The organism is Ruegeria profundi, from assembly GCF_020171505.1.
GTDB lineage: Bacteria > Pseudomonadota > Alphaproteobacteria > Rhodobacterales > Rhodobacteraceae > Ruegeria > Ruegeria profundi.
The window spans coordinates 550,580-570,684 of record NZ_JAIUZS010000003.1; the positions used below are offsets into that span (position 1 = coordinate 550,580).

At 56.0% G+C, this 20,105-nt stretch carries 19 protein-coding genes; 7 read left to right on the forward strand and 12 right to left on the reverse strand.

Annotated elements, in window-relative coordinates; translation table 11 throughout:
• Positions 1-64 precede the first annotated feature (64 nt).
• Positions 65-1,522, forward strand: coding sequence for a xylulokinase (xylB, locus tag LCM21_RS08650; RefSeq protein ID WP_224890245.1), 1,458 nt, complete (start codon positions 65-67; stop codon positions 1,520-1,522).
• 139 nt (positions 1,523-1,661) lie between these two features.
• On the opposite strand, the gene LCM21_RS08655 is transcribed toward xylB, so the two are convergent.
• Positions 1,662-2,849 (reverse strand): ROK family transcriptional regulator, encoded by a 1,188-nt coding sequence (locus LCM21_RS08655; RefSeq protein ID WP_224890246.1) that lies wholly within the window; start codon positions 2,847-2,849, stop codon positions 1,662-1,664.
• A gap of 415 nt (positions 2,850-3,264) precedes the next feature.
• Between LCM21_RS08655 and xylA the strand changes: the two genes are divergently transcribed.
• The gene (xylA, locus tag LCM21_RS08660) at positions 3,265-4,572 is read left to right on the forward strand and encodes a xylose isomerase (RefSeq protein WP_224890247.1); all 1,308 of its coding nucleotides are present in this window, start codon (positions 3,265-3,267) and stop codon (positions 4,570-4,572) included.
• Between the two features lie 115 nt (positions 4,573-4,687).
• Here xylA and LCM21_RS08665 read toward each other — a convergent pair whose 3' ends face one another.
• Positions 4,688-5,929 carry a cytochrome-c peroxidase gene (locus LCM21_RS08665; protein ID WP_224890248.1) on the reverse strand — a complete coding sequence of 414 codons (1,242 nt, stop codon included), beginning with the start codon at positions 5,927-5,929 and terminating at the stop codon, positions 4,688-4,690.
• 45 nt (positions 5,930-5,974) lie between these two features.
• On the opposite strand from LCM21_RS08665, the gene LCM21_RS08670 reads away from it, so the two are divergent.
• Positions 5,975-6,445, forward strand: coding sequence for a tetratricopeptide repeat protein (locus LCM21_RS08670; RefSeq protein ID WP_224890249.1), 471 nt, complete (start codon positions 5,975-5,977; stop codon positions 6,443-6,445).
• A 33-nt stretch (positions 6,446-6,478) separates the two neighbouring features.
• On the opposite strand, the gene LCM21_RS08675 is transcribed toward LCM21_RS08670, so the two are convergent.
• Genes LCM21_RS08675 through LCM21_RS08700 form a run of 6 tightly spaced genes read right to left on the reverse strand, consistent with a single transcriptional unit; the run spans position 6,479 to position 12,055 of the window.
• Positions 6,479-7,540: a TRAP transporter substrate-binding protein gene (locus tag LCM21_RS08675; RefSeq protein ID WP_224890250.1), complete on the reverse strand. Its 1,062-nt coding sequence runs from the start codon at positions 7,538-7,540 to the stop codon at positions 6,479-6,481.
• Positions 7,541-7,564: 24 nt separating this feature from the next.
• The gene (locus LCM21_RS08680) at positions 7,565-8,854 is read right to left on the reverse strand and encodes a TRAP transporter large permease (protein ID WP_068334174.1); all 1,290 of its coding nucleotides are present in this window, start codon (positions 8,852-8,854) and stop codon (positions 7,565-7,567) included.
• Entirely contained in the window at positions 8,855-9,442 is a 588-nt protein-coding gene (locus LCM21_RS08685; RefSeq protein ID WP_224890251.1) for a TRAP transporter small permease, read from the reverse strand.
• Between the two features lie 53 nt (positions 9,443-9,495).
• Positions 9,496-10,011, reverse strand: coding sequence for a flavin reductase family protein (locus LCM21_RS08690; protein ID WP_224890532.1), 516 nt, complete (start codon positions 10,009-10,011; stop codon positions 9,496-9,498).
• Positions 10,011-10,901 carry an aldo/keto reductase gene (locus LCM21_RS08695; protein ID WP_224890252.1) on the reverse strand — a complete coding sequence of 297 codons (891 nt, stop codon included), beginning with the start codon at positions 10,899-10,901 and terminating at the stop codon, positions 10,011-10,013. Before LCM21_RS08695 ends, LCM21_RS08690 begins: the two co-directional genes overlap by 1 nt.
• The gene (locus LCM21_RS08700) at positions 10,901-12,055 is read right to left on the reverse strand and encodes an LLM class flavin-dependent oxidoreductase (protein WP_224890253.1); all 1,155 of its coding nucleotides are present in this window, start codon (positions 12,053-12,055) and stop codon (positions 10,901-10,903) included. Before LCM21_RS08700 ends, LCM21_RS08695 begins: the two co-directional genes overlap by 1 nt.
• A gap of 106 nt (positions 12,056-12,161) precedes the next feature.
• Here LCM21_RS08700 and LCM21_RS08705 point away from each other — a divergent pair, with 106 nt between their 5' ends.
• Entirely contained in the window at positions 12,162-12,872 is a 711-nt protein-coding gene (locus tag LCM21_RS08705) for a GntR family transcriptional regulator (protein WP_224890254.1), read from the forward strand.
• Positions 12,873-12,884: 12 nt separating this feature from the next.
• Complete coding sequence (locus tag LCM21_RS08710) at positions 12,885-13,982, forward strand: Gfo/Idh/MocA family protein (protein WP_224890255.1); 1,098 nt, start codon at positions 12,885-12,887, stop codon at positions 13,980-13,982.
• 85 nt (positions 13,983-14,067) lie between these two features.
• Here the strand turns inward: LCM21_RS08710 and LCM21_RS08715 are convergent, their stop codons facing one another.
• The gene (locus LCM21_RS08715; protein ID WP_224890256.1) at positions 14,068-15,048 is read right to left on the reverse strand and encodes a murein L,D-transpeptidase catalytic domain family protein; all 981 of its coding nucleotides are present in this window, start codon (positions 15,046-15,048) and stop codon (positions 14,068-14,070) included.
• A gap of 205 nt (positions 15,049-15,253) precedes the next feature.
• On the opposite strand from LCM21_RS08715, the gene LCM21_RS08720 reads away from it, so the two are divergent.
• Complete coding sequence (locus LCM21_RS08720; RefSeq protein WP_224890257.1) at positions 15,254-16,231, forward strand: serine hydrolase domain-containing protein; 978 nt, start codon at positions 15,254-15,256, stop codon at positions 16,229-16,231.
• A gap of 31 nt (positions 16,232-16,262) precedes the next feature.
• On the opposite strand, the gene LCM21_RS08725 is transcribed toward LCM21_RS08720, so the two are convergent.
• Entirely contained in the window at positions 16,263-16,757 is a 495-nt protein-coding gene (locus tag LCM21_RS08725) for a P-loop nucleotide/nucleoside kinase family protein (protein WP_224890258.1), read from the reverse strand.
• Between the two features lie 118 nt (positions 16,758-16,875).
• Positions 16,876-17,295 carry a hypothetical protein gene (locus tag LCM21_RS08730; RefSeq protein ID WP_224890259.1) on the reverse strand — a complete coding sequence of 140 codons (420 nt, stop codon included), beginning with the start codon at positions 17,293-17,295 and terminating at the stop codon, positions 16,876-16,878.
• A gap of 282 nt (positions 17,296-17,577) precedes the next feature.
• Here LCM21_RS08730 and htpX point away from each other — a divergent pair, with 282 nt between their 5' ends.
• On the forward strand, positions 17,578-18,483 hold the full coding sequence (htpX, locus tag LCM21_RS08735; protein ID WP_224890260.1) for a zinc metalloprotease HtpX: 906 nt from the start codon (positions 17,578-17,580) through the stop codon (positions 18,481-18,483).
• A gap of 168 nt (positions 18,484-18,651) precedes the next feature.
• Here htpX and LCM21_RS08740 read toward each other — a convergent pair whose 3' ends face one another.
• Entirely contained in the window at positions 18,652-20,043 is a 1,392-nt protein-coding gene (locus LCM21_RS08740) for an alpha/beta fold hydrolase (RefSeq protein WP_224890261.1), read from the reverse strand.
• Positions 20,044-20,105 lie beyond the last annotated feature (62 nt).

Here is a 20,105-nt window from a genome sequence, read left to right on the forward strand (position 1 = left end):
GTTGCATGGCACGAACAGCGCCGTGAAAAGGTCACTGTGCTAAACAAATACTGAAGAGGCGCGCATGTATCTTGGATTGGATTTGGGGACGTCTGGTCTCAGAGGGATTTTGATAGATGATGCCGGTCGCGTGCTGTGCGATGCCGAAACCAGCATTCCAACCTCAACACCAAAACCCGGCTGGTCCGAGCAGAACCCGTTGGATTGGATCAACGCGTGTAAGGAGGTTGTTTCGAGCCTCCGCGCTCTTGACGAAACCGCCTTTTCAAAACTGCGTGGCATTGGGCTGAGCGGGCACATGCATGGTGCGACTTTGCTGGGCTCTGACGGTGCGGTTCTCAGGCCGTGTATTTTGTGGAACGACACTCGGTCAGCGGATCAGGCAAGGATACTGGATCAAATGCCGGAAATGCGCGCGATATCCGGGAATATCGTGTTTCCGGGGTTCACCGCGCCGAAACTGGAATGGGTGCGCGCGCAGGAACCTGATGTATTCTCGAAAATAGCCAAAGTGCTTCTACCGAAGGATTATCTACGGTTTTGGCTGACTGGCGAATACATCTCGGACATGTCGGATAGTGCGGGCACTTCATGGTTTGACGTCGGACGGCGACAGTGGTCGGATGCTGCGCTTGCCATGGGGCACATGCGCGTGGAACAGATGCCAAGTTTGATCGAAGGGACCGATCCGGGTGGTGACCTAAAGGCAGATTTGCGGCGCGAATGGGGGCTGTCCGGACCTGTCGTCGTCGCCGGCGGTGCTGGTGACAATGCGGCGGCCGCCTGCGGAATCGGAAGCATACAAGACGGTGCGGGGTTTGTTTCGCTGGGAACTTCGGGCGTTCTGCTTGTTGCAAGAGACGCTTGCGCTCCGGCTCCGGAAACTGCGGTGCACTGTTTTTGCCATGCAATTCCAGACACGTGGATACAAATGGGGGTTATTCTTTCGGCCACCAACAGCATGAACTGGCTATCGCGAAACCTCGGACAGCCGGTGGACAAGTTGGCCTCAGCTTTGTCTGACTCGGTCACTGGCCCGTCTGAAATCACATTCCTGCCCTACCTCTCCGGGGAACGAACGCCCCATAACGACAGCCGTGTCCGAGGGGCGTTTATGGGTCTGGATGTTTCTTCCGCCCCCGCAGACCTGACCCAGTCCGTTATGGAAGGCGTGGCCTTCGCCATGCGAGATTGCCTGGAAGCCTTGAAAAGCACTGGAACATCTCCGCAGAACCTGATGGCTGTCGGAGGGGGCGCGCGATCGAGGTTTTGGTTGGAAACCTTGGCAACAGTTCTGCAGGTCCCTCTGAACCTGCCCAAAGGCAGCGAATTCGGGGCGGCCATGGGGGCCGCGCGTTTGGCCATTTGTGCCGTGAACAATGCAGAGCCAGCCGAAGTGATGTTGCCGCCGGAAATTGAGGATAGGATTGAACCCCGCAGCGATCTGATTGACGCCTACGAAATTGAATACGGCAGATACAGGCAATTCTACGCGGCGCTGGCGCCACTGGCCGCAACGTGACAACTGAGGCTGCGAGTGTCTCTCGGATCGAAACCTCGATCGTTACGAGGGCATGCGTACCCCCGGCCTCAAAGGCCCGGTTTGCCATCTTAACGTCAACGGGCCACCCGCTTTGGCCATAGCAAAGGATGTTTAACATTTAGGGTGTGTTCGCTATGTGCTCCCTCACTTTAAGGATCGAAACTTGTTCGATCCCATAGGCCGCAGCGCCCTTAGCCCACATCAGGTCGCCCCAATGGTGAACCTTGATTTCGGGCAAGGCTGCGTCGACGTTTACAACGCCACTGCGTATGCGGGCCAAAACCTTGTCCGTGCAGAGATGTTCAAAGCTTTTTTGCGTGCCTGACACGATAATACACTCTGGGTCGAACAGGTTAATGAGGTTGGATACCCCAAGACCGAATATCTGACCGGCGCGGGAAAGAACCGAAGCGGCCCTTTGATCGCCCGATTGCGCGCGATTATGTATTTCTGCAACGGTCATTGCTTCGTTTATCTGGCCTGTGACCGCCATTTCACGGATTAAGGCATAGTCGCCGACATAGGCTTCAAGACATCCGCGTTGGCCGCACTGGCACAAGGCACCGTCAAGTTGAACCTTGGTGTGCCCAAACTCGGCACCGCATCCTCTTTTGCCACGGTAAAGCTGACCATCCAGAACGATCCCAAGGCCGACGCCATGTTCGACCGTAACGACGAGAAAGGTCTTTAGACCTTTGCCAAGGCCAAACAACTGCTCGGCTTTCGCAACCAGGTTGGCGTCATTGTCCATAAAAGCAGGGCAAGGCAGATCGCGTGACAGCAAGCTACTGAAATCAATGTTTCTTTCAGTGATCGAAGACGACCAGTACACAAAATTCCTGTTTGCGTCCACAAGGCCGGCCACACCGATTGAAACGCCGGCAAGATCTTTGGCAGAGCGGCCAAATTGCGCGCAGGTTTCGTCAAGAGCGCTGCGGATGGACGCTACGAACTCGGATGGTGACATTCTGGGTTTTTCCAGCGGGTGCTTGTACGACGCGATTTCGCACCCTTCAAAATCGACCAGAATGACCGAGATACCTTGCCGCGCGACTTTTAGACCTGCAACGATGTAGGACTTGGCATCCAGCTGCAGCAAAACCCTTGGTCTGCCTCTTTTGCCGGGCGCGGATATCGCTTCGCTTTCAATCTCTTTGATTAGCCCGGCCGCGATCAGATCTGCAGTGGCCGTCGTTACAGTTGCCGGGCTGGTTTGCAATGCCGACGCAATATCAATCCGCGAAACGGCACCCTTTGTCCTGATATGCTCAAGGACCCGCAGACGGGTTGCGTTCCGTTGTTCCAAGGAAATCAAAGAGGCCCTGTTTTTCAGTCTCTTACCCTCGTGAGTCTTGCTGTGAATTCAATTTAAAGCAGTTTTGGAGCCGCATATAGGATAATATTTTACCAGATAAAATAAATATGATATTCAAACTTAAAGGTCGGGAATCGAGATAAGGCGGCTTAAAAAATAAGAGGTTATCCTGCGACATCCTAGGCGACGTTGCTGTTGTCTATCAAAGCCCGCTGTCCCGCGGTTGCGAGGGCGTGATGCATGGGAATAGCGCGCAATCGCATATCGAGCATGACTAATCCGATGATGATGCAGTGTTCATGGATAACCCCACTGAAGCGCCTGGATTGCCTGAATTTCTAGGCAATCTTTGGTTGATGATTATTCTCGGCGAGCAGCCAGTGCGGAACCGAGGGGGAGGGAAGTCATGACAAGTGGATTTTTCGACGGGATTGAGAAAGTTCAATTCGAAGGTGCAGACAGCAAGAACCCTCTGGCCTTCCGGCACTATGACCCAGACGAGATTGTGATGGGGAAGCGGATGGAGGACCACCTTAGGTTCGCAGTGGCCTGGTGGCACTCTTTCGCGTGGGAGGGTGGAGACCCCTTTGGCGGGCCGACATTCGAACGTCCGTGGCATCCGCAAGACGATATGGGGCGGGCTCGGATGAAGGCGGATATTGCGTTCGAAATGTTTGAAATACTGGGTCAGCCTTTCTTTTGCTGGCACGACGCTGACATTCGGCCCGAGCAAGGCAATTTCGCCGAGAACCTTAAGACCTTGGAGGAGATCACCGACTACATCGCTGAGCGGATGCAGCTATCTGGTACTAAGTTGCTTTGGGGAACGGCCAATATGTTCAGCCATCGCCGGTGGATGGCCGGTGCCAGCACAAACCCAGACCCGGACGTTTTTGCGTTCGCGGCGGCTACGGTAAAATCGTGTTTGGATGCAACGCAGAAGCTGGGCGGTGAAAACTATGTTCTCTGGGGTGGGCGCGAGGGGTACGAAACCCTGTTAAACACCGACCTGAAGGCCGAGATGGACCATATGGGTCGGTTTCTGAACATGGTTGTGGAGTATAAGCACAAGATCGGGTTCAAAGGCACAATTCTGGTAGAGCCGAAACCTCAGGAACCGTCAAAGCATCAGTATGATTATGATGCGGCGACTTGCATCGGCTTTCTCAGGAAATATGGGTTGGAGAATGAGGTGAAGCTGAACCTTGAACAGGGGCACGCTATCCTTGCCGGGCATAGTTTTGAACATGAAATCGCCGTCGCCGCCGCTGAGGGTATGCTGGGTTCGATTGATATGAACCGCAATGACTACCAATCGGGGTGGGACACGGATCAGTTCCCAAACAATACGCCAGAGGTCGCGTTGGCCTATTACCACATTCTGAAGGCGGGGGGATTCACGACCGGGGGCACAAATTTCGACGCCAAAATACGCCGCCAATCCCTTGACGCGAAGGATCTGGTCGCGGCCCATGTGGGCGGGATGGATATCTGCGCACGGGGTCTGAAAGCCGCTGCGGCAATGATCGAAGATGGCGGCTTGGAGCGTGCTCTGCAAGAGAGGTACTCGGGTTGGGACACTCCGCAAGCGGCGTCCATGTTGGACAGCAGTCTGGACGAGATTGCCGCACGTGTTCTGCAAGAAGATATCAACCCGAAGCCACGCTCGGGACGACAGGAAATGCTCGAAAACTATGTGAACAGGTTTGTCTGAAGCGGGCTGAGGTCAACAAACGATTCACAAAGTGTTTGCAGAATGCTTATTCCGATCCTTCAGGCCCATTTAAGACGCGTGCAGAATTGTCAGGCAGCACAGGTAATTGGATAGTCTACGGAACAAAGCTGTCGGGTACACCGAATATCGGTGTGTCCACGCTCGTCCCAGTTAAAGCGTGCAAGAAAGAAACAAGGTTTTGGACTTCACGTTCGCTCAACGTGACCGGCTCAATATCGATCTTGTTTCGTTGACGGTCCATTTCAAAACGGTCGTCCCAAACCACGAAATCTGCTTTCTGAAGCCACGGAACATTTGGCAATGCGGCCATTTCGGGCGTCCACTTTGCCAGACTTTCCTGCGGGTCCATGTGATGGCGGATCATACTTTCCAGATCGGGAAATGCCCCGTTATGTCCATATGGTGCGGTCAGGGCGACATTGCGCAGCGTCGGGGTGCGGAACCGGTACGCGTCTTCCAGACGGTTGCTTTCGCCCATGCGCCCAACGTCTCGGACGAACGGGTCCCACTGTCGGGTTCGTCCCGGGCCGAAGGGTGGCAAACCCAAGGCGTGGAAACTCTGGTCCGACAGTAATGGGCCTGAATGGCAGTTGGCGCAGCGCGCTTTTCCGTAGAACAGGTCCATCCCGTCTTTTTGGGTGGGTGACAGGGCGTCGGCGTTTCCGGCCAGATACTGATCAAACGGACTGTCCGTGCTGCGCCATTCGATGGCCATAAAGGCCGCCAAACTGTTGGCAATATGTGTGATTGTAATGTCTTCAGGCGTCTCAATATCGTCGAAAGCCGCTGCGATCTCTGGGCCATAAAACGGATCGGTACGTACACGTTTGGCCAGGATCGGCCAGCCTTTGTCGATCCGGTCATGGACCGCGCCAGTCACTTGGTTTTCGGCCACATTGCCCGCCATTTCGAATTGCGAGGTCAACGGAAACAGCGCTTGCGCCGCCAGAAGTGAGTTCAACCCATCCGGCAACCATTCCTGTGCGGGTGAGTTGAAGCCGTTATTATATGCGTCAGAAATACTCAGGCGGCCATCGTGGAAAACGGTATGAATCTCTTTGGCGCCAAGGTTCCATAGCCCTGGTGAATTGCGGGGTATGCGTTTGCGAATCTTGTCGGCTCCAGAACCCGGCGTACGGTCAGGCCCCACACCTTGCCCGCCTTCGCCGATGCCCAGCGACAGACCATCCGAGGTCCCAAAATCCGGGTGATGGCAATGCGCACAGGCGATGTTCCGATTGCCCGACAGAATTGGATCGTAAAACAGTTGATGACCGATCGCGGCCTGTTCCATATCAAAGGACAAAAAGTCATCATCCGTCAGCGGTTGCGGCAAATCCTGTGCCGCAGCGGCTCCGGCCCACAGGAGAACAATCGCCCCATGCGCCAGTTTGTTTTTGCCCTTTGTTTCCTTGCCACCCCTGCGCTGGCCGAATTGGAGCAGGCTCGTGATCTGATGGAGGAGGGGAAATTTGATGCAGCCCGCGAAGAGCTTTTGCCCGCCGCCCGGTCCGGAAATGCCGAGGCCGAGGAACTGATCGGCGTGTTGTACGGTCTTGGCCTTGGTGTCGAGCAGGACCATGAGCGCGCGTTCGAATGGTATCTGCGCGCATCGATGAAAGGGCATCCGGGGGCGCAATCTGGAGTGGGCTGGTATTATGAGCTGGGTCTGGGCATGCCAGCGCCCGATCTGGTTCGGGCCTATATGTGGTATACGCTCAGCGCAATTGGCGGCGACCCCGACGCGGCGATCAGCCTTGAGGAAGTGGTCAAGAAAATGTCGCCGGAGCAGATCGAAAGGGCGCATGTTCTGGTAAATGACTACAAGGTTTGGATGTATCCGTTTCGTTGAACGGGCCGGGCCATTGGCCCGACCCTTTGGTAGTTAGTTCAAGTCCGCATCACGTGCTGCGTTGATCTGAGCTTCGGCTTCGGCCACGGCCTCGGTCAAAGCCACAAAGATCTCATCTCCGCGGGCGACGTTGGATTGAAACCAGTCATAGACCGGGGAAGCAGCCTCTTTGAAGGCCTCCTTTTGCTCGGGCGTCGGGACATAGAGGTCTCCTCCACCGGCAACAAATTCTTCGTATGCCTGGATCGACTTGCGCTTGGGTGAGGCAAACGTCGCTTGTTGCAAGGCATAGAAACCGTCCACAACCACGCGGCGCAGATCCTCGGGCATGTCCTGGAACTTGGCGTTATTCATCCACCACAGCGCACCCATATAGGCGTGACCGTCCAGAGTGACATATTGCAGACCTGCATCGGGAAATTTCATCCCCATGATATCTGTGATGCCATTCTTGGATCCCTCGACAACGCCGGTCTGAAAGCTTGTGAACAGCTCGGGCCACGGGATTGGTGTCGGGGATGCACCCAGCGCCTTGACCAGTTCCTGCGGCAGGTCGGCCACCACGGTGCGGATTTTCAGACCTTCCATATCGGCAGGTTCGGCGATCCGGCGCTGCGTGTTGGCGAAGTTGCGCCAGCCTCCTGTGTTTCCGATTGTCATTAGGCGGATTGCACCTCCGGAATCTTCCAGCGCCATATCGCGCATTTTGCGGGTGAAATCGCCCGACAGAACGTGTTCCGCGACACGGTCATCAGCCATCAGATATGGCAGGTCCAGAACCTGCACGTATGGGAAAATACCCGATGCGCCACCAGAGGTTGAGATATAGATATCAATGGTACCATCGGCCACGCCCTGAAGGCATTCCGCACCGTTCGAACATAGTTGCGTGCCAATGAACAACTCGACTTCGATCGCACCGTTCGAGGCCGCCTCGACATAGTTCTTGAAAACAACAAGACCGTCGTAATCCTCGTCATTTTCGTTCGAGTTTGCCGTAGCGCGCAACGTGAAATCGGCCGCCGTGGCCGCAATGGCGGACGCAGCCACCAGCGATGTGGCCACCGCCGCGGTTTTTAGGAAATTTCTGAGCATGCGTTTCCTCCCTGTGATACTCAGTTAATTTGCAAATCCCGTTATTCTTGGGATCGTCATGGATAAGGCCGGGACATAGGTGATCAAAAAGATCACTATGATTTCTACTGCCAGGAACGGCAGGATTGCCTTGGCAATGGTTTCAACTTTCTCGCGCGAAACGGCGGCGGCCACGAACAGAACAAGGCCCATTGGTGGTGTCGCCAGGCCGACGGTCAGGTTGACGCTCATGATAATGGCAAAGTGGATCGGATCCACGCCGAGGCTGGTGAAGATCGGCGCGAGGATGGGGCCAAGAATGATAATCGCCGGACCCGCGTCCAGAAACATGCCGACGATGAACAGCAGCAGGTTTATCAGGAACAAAAGGATCAGTGGGTTTTCAGACAGGCTCAGGATTAAAGACGCCAGCTGTTCCGGCGCGTGGCTCAGGCTGACGACGGTCTTGAACGCCATAGCCGCCCCCACCAGCAGCAGGACAACGGCCGATGTCAGACCCGCATTGCTGAGAATCTCGGGCACCTCTTTGAAGGTCAGCGTGCGCAGGACGAAAAATCCGATGATAAAGGCATAACCTACGGCCACGGCAGCGGCTTCGGTGGGTGTGAAGATGCCGCCTAGGATGCCACCAAGAATGATAACCGGCGTCAGCAGCGGAAAGAACGCCTTGAGGCTCGCCTGACGGCGCTCAGGCCAGGTATATTTACGACTGGCGACAGGGAAGTCGTATTTGTCGGCCATGACCTTGATCATCAGCATCAGGCCCACGCCGACCATCACGCCGGGCACGATGCCCGCTAGGAACAGGGCGGCGACGCTTTCGCCCATGACGTAGGCGTAGATGATCATGATACCCGAAGGCGGGATAATTGGTCCGATCACTGAACTGGCGGCTGTGATGGCAGCTGCAAAACGACGAGTATATCCCTGCTTCTCCATTGCGGGGATCAACATTGACCCCAAGGCCGACGTATCGGCCACAGCAGAGCCGGACAACCCCGCGAACAGGATTGAGCTCAGCACGTTTACATGCGCCAGACCGCCCCGGAAATGACCCATCAGGGCCTGGCTGAATTCAACAAGGCGGATGGTGATACCGCCGCGGTTCATCAATTCGCCGGCCAGCATAAAAAACGGGATGGCCATCAAGGGAAAGCTGTCCATGCCGTTATAGACATTGCGATACAGCAGCGTGATGTCGTTGGTTTGTCCGTTCAGCCAAAGCAGGATACCCGGCGCGGCCAAAAGCGCGAAAAAGACCGGAAGGCCGATCATCAGGAAAACCAGGAACGTGGGCAGGAACCAGATCAGCATCTATTCAGCCCCCACAGGTGCATCAGCGATTTTTGGTAAAAGATCTCCGCCGCCAAGCAGCGTGATGATGGCCCGCAGGATCAGCTCGATATTGACGGCGATCAGAAGGATCACGCCGACCAGCAGAGACGCCATCATCCAACTGCGCGGTATGCGGTACCATTCGTCAAAGCCGAAAGATGTTGGCAGATACAGCGCGGCAGTGGCGAATCTGCCGCCAAAGCCTGTGACCTCGGACCAGCCGATGTTGACGGCGACCAGCAACACGGCCAACGACACGACCAGAAGGCAAAGGGTCAGGATTTGCCCCATCAGGCGTGGCAGCATCAACGGCACCATGTCGATGGCAACGAAGCCGCCCCTTCGAAAGGCTGTCGGTGCCATAAGGCCGGTCATCCACAGCATGCAGAAACGCGCGGCTTCGTCCGGCCAGGGCAACGCGTTGCCCAGCACGTATCGAAAGAAAACCTGGACCAGGATCGCGATCACCATAAGCGCCATAGCAACGACGCCAACCGCGCGGCCCAGACGCAGCGCGGTTTCATTCACGATCGCAATCGGTGCTAGCACCGATGTCAATCCGCCCATGCGGATCCTCCCTTGTTCAGTTGCGGATTGCGTCCGCAATCGTCAGAACGCGCTTATTTTTGCGCGAATTGGCCGAACTTTCCGGCGAAAAAGGTCAGCGCATCCCCCTCGGCTATGCTGGCCCTCAGAACTCTTCCAACCACGATAACGTGGTCGCCTGCATCGTGGTAAGCGTGTTGCTCACATTCAAACCGTGCCAGGCAGTCCGGAAGCAGCGGCGTGCCGTTTTCACACAACTCATGGTCAATGTCCCGCAAGGCATGCGCGTCCTTGGAGCAGCCAAAGCACAGCTCGGCCTGATCAGATGAAAGAACGTGCACGCTGAAATGGCGAGCTCGGTGAAAATACGGGAAGCGGCGGGAATTGCGGTCTCCGGCCCACATGATCAGCGGGGGATCAAGCGACAAGGACGAGAAACTGTTGGCCGTGATGCAGATCGGGCCATCCTCGCTGTTGCAGGTTACGATCGTGACGCCCGTGGCAAAGCGACCGAAAGCATCACGCAAGGTGCGAGTGTCGTCCTTGTGGGGGACGAAGGTGTGAGTCATGTCCCTTGAGATTGCATTCATCATGGTACCTCATGCCCCAGCGCCGCCTCGTAAAGCCGGAACCAGGTCTCGCGATCCAGTTTGACTTTCAGGGCATCGGATATGCCCTTTATGCGATCCAGATTGTTGGTGCCCAGAACGGGTAGAATACCGGCAGGGTGAGCCAGAAGGAATGCAACCGCGACAGCCGCGCGATCGACCCCAAACTCGGCCGCGATTTCATCCGCGACCACACCGACCGGAGGATTGCCCGCCATCAGCATGCCGCCGCCCAATGGGGACCAGGCCATCACGGGCTGGCCATGCTGTTGATGAAACGCCAGATCGCCATTGGTGAACGGACTGATCTCTCCCAAAGAAATCTCGATCTGGTTGGTGACCAGTTGCGTCTTCATCGCCGATTGAAGCAAGCTCCAGTCCCACGGGCGAAAATTCGATACGCCAACCGCGCGCACTTTGCCGCTGGCGACAACCTCGTCCAGCGCAGCGCCTGTTTCGTTGTGGTCCATAAACGGATCGGGGCGGTGGATCAGCAACAGGTCGATATGGTCGATCGCCATTTCGGTCAGCGAGGTTTCAACCGATTTCAGGATATGAGCCCGCGACGTGTCATAGTGTTTCACCTTCGCATGCGCATACCGACCGCATGGCGCGATGATATCGCATTTCGTGACGATCTCCATTTGTTGACGCAGCGCGGGGTTCGCGCGCAATGCAGCGCCCAGAACCGCCTCGGCATTGTAGTCGCCGTATATATCCGCCTGATCGAAGGTCGTGATGCCCTGATCCAGACAGGCTTGTATTTTCGCTTCAACATGACCCGACGAAGTGTCGCTGTCATCACCCAAACGCCACATGCCGTAGACAAGACGGCTCATTTTCAGCGAGTCAGATAGTTTTACACGTTGCATCAGCGGCGAACTCCTTGGCCCAGCGGTGTGGCTGGGGTCGACTGTGGTACTCGCCCATATGCTTCCGGAAGCGAGCAGGTTTTGAGGTTGGGCAACACCCTGGCACCAAAGTGCTTGGCTTCATCGATATGAGGATAGCCCGAGAAGATAAACGCGCGGATGCCCATTTTCTGATAGTCTTCGATCTTTGACATGACCTGATCTGTCGAGCCGACCAACGCAGCGCCACAGCCCGAACGCGCCCGGCCAACACCGGTCCAAAGCCCCGGTTCTACATAGCCGTACTCATCGGCAAGATCGCGGTTTTTGGCCTGATGCGCCACCCCCAGAGAGGTCGCGTCCAGCGCCCTTTCGCGGATCGCACGGCCATAGTCATCATCCAGTTTTGAAACGATGTAGTCCGCGTATTCCTGCGCTTCGGCTTCGGTGTCACGCACAATCATGTGAACGCGCAGGCCGTAGTCCAAGGTGCGGTTGTAGTTTTCTGCAACCGCGTGAACCGCCTTCATGCGCTGGGCAAGCTGGTCCTTCGTCTCGGGCCACATCAGGTAGACATCGCAATGCTCGCCGCAAAGCTCCAGTGCCGAGGGTGAATAACCCCCGAAATACAGCAGCGGGCCACCGGTCTGATAGGGCTTGGCCGGATCAGTCGTCAGCCCAGAGAAATTATATACCTCACCCGAATGGTTGATCTCATCCTGCGTCCAGGCCTGTTTGAGTATCTCCACCACTTCGCGCGACCGCTGGTAGCGATAGGCGCTGTCAGCTTTCTCGCCGGGGAAGTCGGAGGAGATGATGTTTACCGTCAACCGCCCCTTCAGCATGTGGTCCAGGGTTGCGATGGTGCGGGCCAGCATGATTGGCTGCATTTCACCGCAACGCACGGCCGCCAGCATGTTGATCTTTTCGGTGATCGGCGCGCACCCGGCAACAAAGCTCAGCGTATCCTGACCGACCTGATAAGATGACGGGCAAAGAATGTTGCGAAACCCCTGTGCTTCGGCCTCTTTCACGATGCCCGAGCAGTGTTCCCAACTCGACCGCAGATCGCCATCAGGAACGCCCAGAAACTGGTAATCGTCCGAACACAGTGCCGCGAACCATGAAACTTCAGCCGCGTCCAGATCGGGGGAAGTAATGGGGACGATTGTCATCTGATTCGGGCTCCGCGTCGGTTTTGCTTTTCCTCTTGCGTAGCAATCACTTTGATGTAGATCAATGGTGTATCAATTTTTCCTGCGACCTAGCGAAGCGCCCATAATGACCGCGGCCAACAGAAATCCAAACGCCCTTCCGGTGTACATCCAGATCGCGGAACTTCTGATCCGCGATATTGCGGCTGGCCGCCTGATCGACGGCGAACGCTTGCCGCCCGAACGCGAGATGGCGGCACAGTTGAATGTCTCGGTCGGAACGCTGCGAAAATCGCTGGCCGAGCTTGAGAAAAAAGGGATGCTGGAGCGTATTCAGGGGTCTGGGAACTACGTCCGGGAAAGCGGCACGCAGAACAGTGTTTATGCGATGTTTCGGCTGGAGCTGCCCGAAGGCGGCGGTTTGCCCAAGGCCGATATTCTGGCCGTAGACTACCTGGCTAAACCGTCTGAGCTGCCGGACTTTGGCACCTCAGGCTTTGGGTCGCGGGTTCGCCGGATGCGCTACCTGAATGACACAATCATCGCCGTAGAAGAAATCTGGTTGGACGAATCAGCTGGCCGGATCGAGCGGGAGATGCTGTCGGACTCACTCTACCGATATTACCAGCACCAACTTGGCTTTTGGATCACACGCGCCGAGGACCGCGTGTCGGTTCGACCGTTGCCGCAATGGACGCCGCCGGAGTTCACAAAAGCGGCGGGTGAGTTGGTGGGCTATATCGAGCGGTTCAGTTGGTCGGAAAAGGCGGAACCCGTTGAATTTTCGAAAACTTGGTTCGATCCGGATCGGGCCACTTATGTCCAACGTTTGAAGTAGAAGGAAACGCGCATGACGCGAAGCATCAATTACGGGCTGATCGGATGCGGTATGATGGGGCAAGAACATCTGCACAATATCGCTTTGCTTGAAGGCACGCGGGTGTCCGCGATTTTTGAGCCTGATCCGGAAATGGCGCGGGCAGCCAAAGCTCTTGCGCCGGATGCTGCAATGGTGGGATCGGTGCAAGAGCTTCTGGCGGTTGAGGATCTGGATTGCCTTGTGATTGCCAGCCCGAACCATTTGCATGTAGATCAGATTTGCGAGGTCGCAGATACCCGGCCGCTACCGCTGTTGGTGGAAAAGCCATTGTTCACCGATCCCGCAGATGCGGCCCGGCTGGAAAAGGTGCAGCGCGATTATCCGTGCCCGATCTGGGTGGCGATGGAATACCGCTACATGCCGCCGATCACCGCTTTGATCGACAAGGTCGAAGCGACGGGTGGCGTAAAGATGCTGTCGATCCGTGAACATCGCTTTCCGTTTCTCGAAAAGGTCGGAAACTGGAACCGGTTCAACCGAAACACGGGCGGCACTTTTGTGGAAAAGTGCTGTCATTTCTTCGATCTGATGCGGTTGATACTTGGGTCTGACCCGGTGCGCATCACGGCAAGCGGCGGGCAGGCGGTAAACCATTTGGATGAGGCATATGATGGCGAAACACCGGATATTCTGGACCACGGCTATGTCATTGTCGATTTTGCCTCGGGCGGGCGCGCGATGTTAGAGCTTTGCATGTTCGCTGAAGGCTCACGCTACCAGGAAGAGATATCGGCGGTCGGACCGGATGCCAAGATTGAGGCCTTAGTTCCCGGGCCCGGACGTTTCTGGCCGGATCACCTGGGCGAACCGCCATTGCCGCAGGTGATTGTCAGCCCTCGCAACCCCAAGGGGCCGGTGACAATGGACGTGCCCGTTGACGCAACGCTTTTGGCGGCGGGGGATCACAACGGATCTACCTTTTATCAGCACAAGGGATTTCTAGCCGTTGTTCGTGGTGAAAAGGCACAACCGGATGTGAGTTTGCAGGACGGTCTGTGGGCTGTCAGGATGGGACATGCCGCGCAGCAAGCCATAGCAACGGGCGAGTCTGTTCACTTGATCGCATAAACGGCGCGTAATAGGGGGGCTCAATGTTGCTTGGAAGGGGTGGCGAACTAGAAACGCGTGATCGGTTCTCTGGATGGAGAATCCCTTACTTACAGATCGGCAGCTCTAACGGGGGTTGCTTCGGCAGAGAATCCCTCCACTGATTGATAATGGGTTGGAGCGTGCTTTTGGGCCAAAACTTAGGAGCGCCGATTGCTTGAAGGCACGCGGCGTTCCAGTAAACGCCAGCACGTGTCAGTGACTTCCCCTTTTTTACGGCCTTTGCGACAGCGTTGATATCTTTTGATTCCGGATAGATATACAAGGTCGTTGGGTTCCCCTCTACCAACGCTAAAATCTCTTGTGAGGCGGTTTGCGACCATGTCGTGCACCCGTTGCTTCGACCGCCGGTATAGTTCACGAGCCGTCCGTAAGGGACAAATCCGTTGTCGTCGGCGTGCTTGCTCTGCGGGTTTTTAAAGCGGCATTGCCATTTTAGGAAAATAGCGGGATGGCCGCCGATGGCGCGTTCGCGGGCATTGCTTGTTTCACCTTCGCCGTCAAACAAAAGAAACGTGCGGTAAAACGGGTTCGTTTGACCGCCGCGGCTGAAATAGCCCTTGAACGACGTCCGCGTTTCAGCGGTTATATAAGCCCCGCCCGCCGTCAGCTTTGATCCTTCTGCGTTGCTGAAATTCTTCGCACACTGCCGCCCGTTCGCGAAATTGGCGCGCTGTAATTTGCGACCATTTCCATAACCGGAAGAGACGGCGCGAAAGGACTTCTGAGCCTCGCAGATGACATAGAACCGCCGCCCGGGATTCCCGTTGGCCGAGGTGCTGGGACGGGTCGCATCCTTGGCAAGATAGCAGGGGTTTCGCACTTTGCCCTGCCGCAGCTTTTCCCGATACAGTTCACGTGCCCTTTGCAGGACGATTGGCGCGATTTGGCCATCTCCTGTACCGACATGCTTTTGCAACCAGTTGGGGATTTCTGACGACAACGCCTCGACGCGATCGGGCAGGGAACCTGCCGAAAGCGCAAGTGTTGTGACGGTGATTACAAGACGGAGTGAATTCGGTAGCAACGGGACGTCTCCTGCCGAAATGCCTTTGACGCAAGTCTACCACAGATTGCCGGGGCACGGATGACCGATCGGCAAATGATCGCGGCAACCTGTTGCCACAATACCCATCTGTAGCACGCACCCATGCTTCCCCGTTAGTGGACGGATTGACCATGTTGTTTTGTTGACGGCTGGACATCGAGGGGAAAGCCACCACATCTGAGCCATGATCACGCGCCGTTCATTCCTGATAGCTTCCACAGCCGCTCTGGCTGCGCCGGTTATTGCGCAAGGACGGAGTGCCTTGCTTGCTGATGCGATGCGGAACCTGACGCAGTTGCATTCGCTTCAGGTTCAGCGGGCGGATGAGATAGTTTTTGAAAAGGCTCAAAAAGGGCCGGGTCTTGATCATCTGGCTAACATAAAGTCCTGCTCCAAAAGCATCGTGGCCCTTCTGCTGGGAACGGCGATCAACAGGCGGGAAATCTCATCGGTCGATGCCAGTTTGCAAGAGGTTGCGCCACGGTTACTGCCCGCAAATGCGACCCCCGGCGCGGAAGACATCACGATGGAGGATCTGGTGACCCTTCGGGCAGGTTTGGAAAGAACATCGGGTGGGAACTACGGGGAATGGATCAGTTCTTCGAACTGGATCGCCGACGCGCTGAGCAGGCCTATGGTCGCAACTCCGGGCGGTCGGATGCTCTACTCCACTGGTTCCACACATGTGCTTGGCGCCGCTTTGACCGAGGCTACGGGGCAAAGCCTTTTGACCTTGTCGCGTGAACGACTGGGCAGGCCGCTCGACATTGAGATCCCAGCCTGGACGCGCGATCCGCAAGGGTATTATCTCGGCGGCAATGAAATGGCGATAACACCAAGATCAATGTTGAAAATCGCGGTTTTGCTTCGGGATCGCGGTGTGTATGCCAACAAACAGGTCATTCCCGAAAACTGGATCGCGGCCTCGACCAAACCGTATGGCAGATCAGCATTTTCTGGTTTGGGTTACGGGTATGGTTGGTTTCTTTTGCCTTCAGGTTATGCTTTGGCCCGAGGGTACGGAGGGCAGATCATAGCTGCCCACCCGGATCGCAAGCTTGCCGTGGCGATCACATCCGATCCGACGCGCCCGGCGCGGTCAGGCGGGTACTTTGGAGATCTGATCCGGTTGCTGGATGGTCCGATCCTTAACATGTCATGATGGACACTGGGCGCGTGCTGTGCCAACGGTTTTAGGCTTGGTGATGCACGATGATCTGAAAACCCTCATCATCGGTCGGGACGACAAAGTGACTGCAAAGCTCATCAAATTGCGCGTCCGTTAGTTGAAAGGGATGCTCACCGGCGTCGTTTCGCTTCCGCAGCCTTGCTTTGCAGGTATCGTCTGGAACGTCGAGATAGTGTAACTCACCGATCGCGTTTGCGCTTTTGGCAAGACCTTGCATCCATGCACGCGCTTTGAGTGTGTTTGCCGGATAGTCCAAAACCACAGATGTTCCTGCCCTGAGAAGCGAGATGATATGCGGCCCCATGATATCGCGCAGTTTTCCAGAGCACCGAACATAGTCCGAGATCGCCGACATCTGATCCGAAAACAAAGCAGCCAACCACGCGTCTTCTGCGATGACAACAGTGCGGTCAGATCCGGCCAGCCGATGGGCAAGCGTTGATTTTCCGGACGCAGGTTTACCGCAAAAGAGAAAGAGCTTGGTCGCGGCTTCGGCCATTTTGCTACTCGGTTGAAAACTAAGTCGGTCCTGAAAATTGCTAAACGCACAGCGGTGGTCAATACTTCAGCGTCTGGATGTCACGATCTGAACGGTCCAAGCGATGCTGGGCGTCAGATCAGTTCAGAAAGCCTGTGCCCGCTTTGGCTGCGACTTCGATGACGCGGCGATCGCCAGATCGAATGCAGTGTATAGGAAGTCCGCCGTCAAGTTCGGGCACCGGCGAGGTCATCCAAAATGCACGTTGCCATTGCGTCATTTCAGGGGGCAGTGCTTTAAGCACCTCTTCCATCAAAGGAAGCGGGGTTCCATCCACGTCAAACTGGAACGATGGATATGCGTCGGCACCATCATAGTGGACAGAGAAAATCTTTCCGGTTCTCTTCCAGATGTCGCCTATGCGCGTGATCTGCCACGACCCTTTTTTCCACCGTGCGTGCACTTCGCCCCTGTCCAGCAATGGAAACTTTTCCGCAAATTCGGTTTTTTGGATGTCTGCTACAGCACAAAACTGGTCGTTGAACTTGGCTAAGTACATCTTCTACCCGCAACACTTTTTACAAACACATAAAATAATACTGCCAGAAATATGCCTTCCGTAAAGTAAAGTATTTCACACGTCAGGTTATTTGATTGGCGGAAGATGAAGAATATGCTCTAAAATACAGATTTAAAAAAATTATTTTAACAGCGCGTGATCTCTCTGACCCCGAGCGTACTGGCTTCATTTGTTGCTTTGTCGACGATCAGGTCGATAATCATTGCAAGAACAGCGTATTGATCACACATCTACAAGCGAGCCGGCGGAGGTTTGCGTTACATGGGTTACACGAAGACTGCGATATTGATGGCCGCGATGACGGCGTTGTTCATGGGGCTGGGATACCTGCTTGCCGGGTTTGGCGGCATGCTGTTTGCCTTGGTGATCGCGGCTGGCATGAATGCGTTCACATGGTGGAACTCGGATAAAATGGTCCTTCGCATGCACAATGCGCGCCTAATTCCTGCCGGTGATCCGATGGGATTATCGCAGATGGTCGAAGGTCTGGCAAAAAGCGCAGGTATGCCCACGCCTGCCGTCTACTTGATCGATACCCCTCAGCCCAATGCATTTGCCACGGGGCGCAACCCCCATAACGCAGCCGTAGCGGTGACCGCGGGTTTGTTGCAGACCCTTTCGAGGGATGAGTTGGCGGGCGTCGTCGCGCATGAGTTGGCGCATATCAAAAACCATGACACCGCGATCATGACCGTGACTGCGACATTTGCGGGTGCGATCACAATGCTGGCAAACTTCGCCCTGTTCTTTGGGGGCCGCAGGGATAGCGCGCTTGGGTTGGTAGGGACACTTGCGCTGATGATCCTGGCTCCGTTTGCTGCTGGATTGGTGCAGATGGCGATCAGCCGAACCAGAGAATATGCCGCCGATCGCGTTGGAGCCGAGATTTGCGGCCAGCCCTTGGCGCTCGCGTCTGCGCTTGAGCGGATTCAGAGGGGTGCGGCGCGTATCGACAATGACACGGCCGAACGTAACCCCGCGACTGCGCATATGTTTATTATCAATCCCCTACACGTGCACACCCGCGACAAGCTGTTCTCAACGCACCCGTCGACGGCAAACCGCATTGCGGCGTTGAGAAAACTCGCGCAACAGTCCAGCCCATCCCATTCCGGGCGCGCAAATGCTGAGAGAGAGCCGCCGCAAGATCGCGGGCCTTGGGGATAGGCGGCAATGGCCAATAGAACGTGATCCGGTCAAACCCTGCATGCGCAACCGTGCTTTGCGCGCAGGGTATGTAAAGAAACTCTACGTTTGGGCCGTACGGACCAATCAAGCAGCGCGCTTGTCGGGAAGTGCGAGGGCCATCCGCGTCAAGTCCGGGCGGTAAGTGCCTCAGTCAGAGTGTTCCCTGAGAAAAGGCCCGATTTCCTGGAAGAACTCATCAAATCCCGGATGGCCGCGGATCATGCAGTGATTGGCGCCCGGTAGCTCAACAAATGCTGCGGCCGGGATTTCACGGGCCGTTGCCCGCCCTTCACTGATAGGGGCGGCCAGATCGCCTTTTACATGGAGAACCAGTGTCGGGGCTTGCAGGCTTTGCGCGTCCAGACGCGCATCCACATAGGCGTTCATTTCCATAATCCGCAAGGCTGTTTCCGGGCTTGCCGAGATACGTTGCATTTCATCAAAGCTTGCGCCTTCTTCCGGGGTGGCGTCAGGCATGTAGCAGGATGTAAAGAAGTGACGGTACAATGGGCTCGGTGATCCCCAGCCCGCCGACACCATGGCGCGCGATGCTTCATAAAACTGTTCGGCCTCTGCGTCCCCTCGCAGCATGCGCCCCCGGACGTAACCACCCAGCAAGACAAGAAATTTCACACGATCCGGGTATCTTGCTGCAAAGCGAATCGAGAAAGCAGCGCCTTGGCTGATGCCAAGCAGGCCAAAACGACCAAGCCCCGCAGCATCGGCCACGGCCAACATGTCGTCGATCATTCTATCTTCTGAAATATCATCGACATCCCAGTCTGAAAGCCCGTTGCCGCGTTGATCAAACCGAACCAATTGGCATTTTTGCGACGTTTCTGAAAGAAAGTCCCCCCAGACCGGGCTGGTCCACTCATACTCGATATGGTTAAGCCAGTTAGGGGCTTTCAGCACGGGTATGCCTTCTCCGGTGGATGCCCATGCAAGGTTAGTACCATCTGCTGATCTGCAGAACCTCACGCGCTGTTGCAGCGAAATGTCAGGAGCTGTACGCACCGGGCCTGACTGAGGTGACCAATGCCAGGCCCTAATTGGGCGGCTGATGTTTTTGACACGCTGCCCACCCATGTCACGGAATGGGGCGTCGACCCGATCCTGTACCGCCTGATGAACGATGTCCGAGACGCATACCCCACCGGGTTCTGCCAAACCTTCCAGCCGCGCGGCGACGTTCACTCCGTCACCGAAAATGTCGCCTTCGTCGAAGATGACGTCGCCAAGATTAATACCGACCCGAAAACGAATTCTCTGATCGGCTTCCAGTTCGGTTTCCCTCAGGCTCATCGCCTGCTGTATTTTTACAGCGCATTGTACCGCATCCTGAACCGACTCGAACGTGGCCAGCATGCCGTCTCCGGTCGTTTTGATGATGCTTCCCCGACGGCGGTTTATTTCCGGGTCGATTAGCTCGCGCCGATATTTCTTTTGGCGCGATAGCACACCTATCTCGTCCAGTTCCATCAGGCGGGCATATCCGACCATATCGGCGGCCAGAACAGCCGAGAGGCGTTGTTCCATGGCAATCCCCCTCTGCGTCAGTAATCGGTTGGCCGTCGGTTCGTATCCGTCCGCGGCACGTG

Coding starts and splice junctions, on each gene's coding strand:
- xylB (WP_224890245.1), top strand. CDS start 65: ATGTATCTTGGATTGGATTTGGGGACGTCTGGTCTCAGAGGGATTTTG.
- xylA (WP_224890247.1), top strand. CDS start 3,265: ATGACAAGTGGATTTTTCGACGGGATTGAGAAAGTTCAATTCGAAGGT.
- LCM21_RS08670 (WP_224890249.1), top strand. CDS start 5,975: ATGCGCCAGTTTGTTTTTGCCCTTTGTTTCCTTGCCACCCCTGCGCTG.
- LCM21_RS08675 (WP_224890250.1), bottom strand. CDS start 7,540: ATGCTCAGAAATTTCCTAAAAACCGCGGCGGTGGCCACATCGCTGGTG.
- LCM21_RS08680 (WP_068334174.1), bottom strand. CDS start 8,854: ATGCTGATCTGGTTCCTGCCCACGTTCCTGGTTTTCCTGATGATCGGC.
- LCM21_RS08685 (WP_224890251.1), bottom strand. CDS start 9,442: ATGGGCGGATTGACATCGGTGCTAGCACCGATTGCGATCGTGAATGAA.
- LCM21_RS08690 (WP_224890532.1), bottom strand. CDS start 10,011: ATGAATGCAATCTCAAGGGACATGACTCACACCTTCGTCCCCCACAAG.
- LCM21_RS08695 (WP_224890252.1), bottom strand. CDS start 10,901: ATGCAACGTGTAAAACTATCTGACTCGCTGAAAATGAGCCGTCTTGTC.
- LCM21_RS08700 (WP_224890253.1), bottom strand. CDS start 12,055: ATGACAATCGTCCCCATTACTTCCCCCGATCTGGACGCGGCTGAAGTT.
- LCM21_RS08705 (WP_224890254.1), top strand. CDS start 12,162: ATGACCGCGGCCAACAGAAATCCAAACGCCCTTCCGGTGTACATCCAG.
- LCM21_RS08710 (WP_224890255.1), top strand. CDS start 12,885: ATGACGCGAAGCATCAATTACGGGCTGATCGGATGCGGTATGATGGGG.
- LCM21_RS08720 (WP_224890257.1), top strand. CDS start 15,254: ATGATCACGCGCCGTTCATTCCTGATAGCTTCCACAGCCGCTCTGGCT.
- LCM21_RS08725 (WP_224890258.1), bottom strand. CDS start 16,757: ATGGCCGAAGCCGCGACCAAGCTCTTTCTCTTTTGCGGTAAACCTGCG.
- LCM21_RS08730 (WP_224890259.1), bottom strand. CDS start 17,295: ATGTACTTAGCCAAGTTCAACGACCAGTTTTGTGCTGTAGCAGACATC.
- htpX (WP_224890260.1), top strand. CDS start 17,578: ATGGGTTACACGAAGACTGCGATATTGATGGCCGCGATGACGGCGTTG.
- LCM21_RS08740 (WP_224890261.1), bottom strand. CDS start 20,043: ATGGAACAACGCCTCTCGGCTGTTCTGGCCGCCGATATGGTCGGATAT.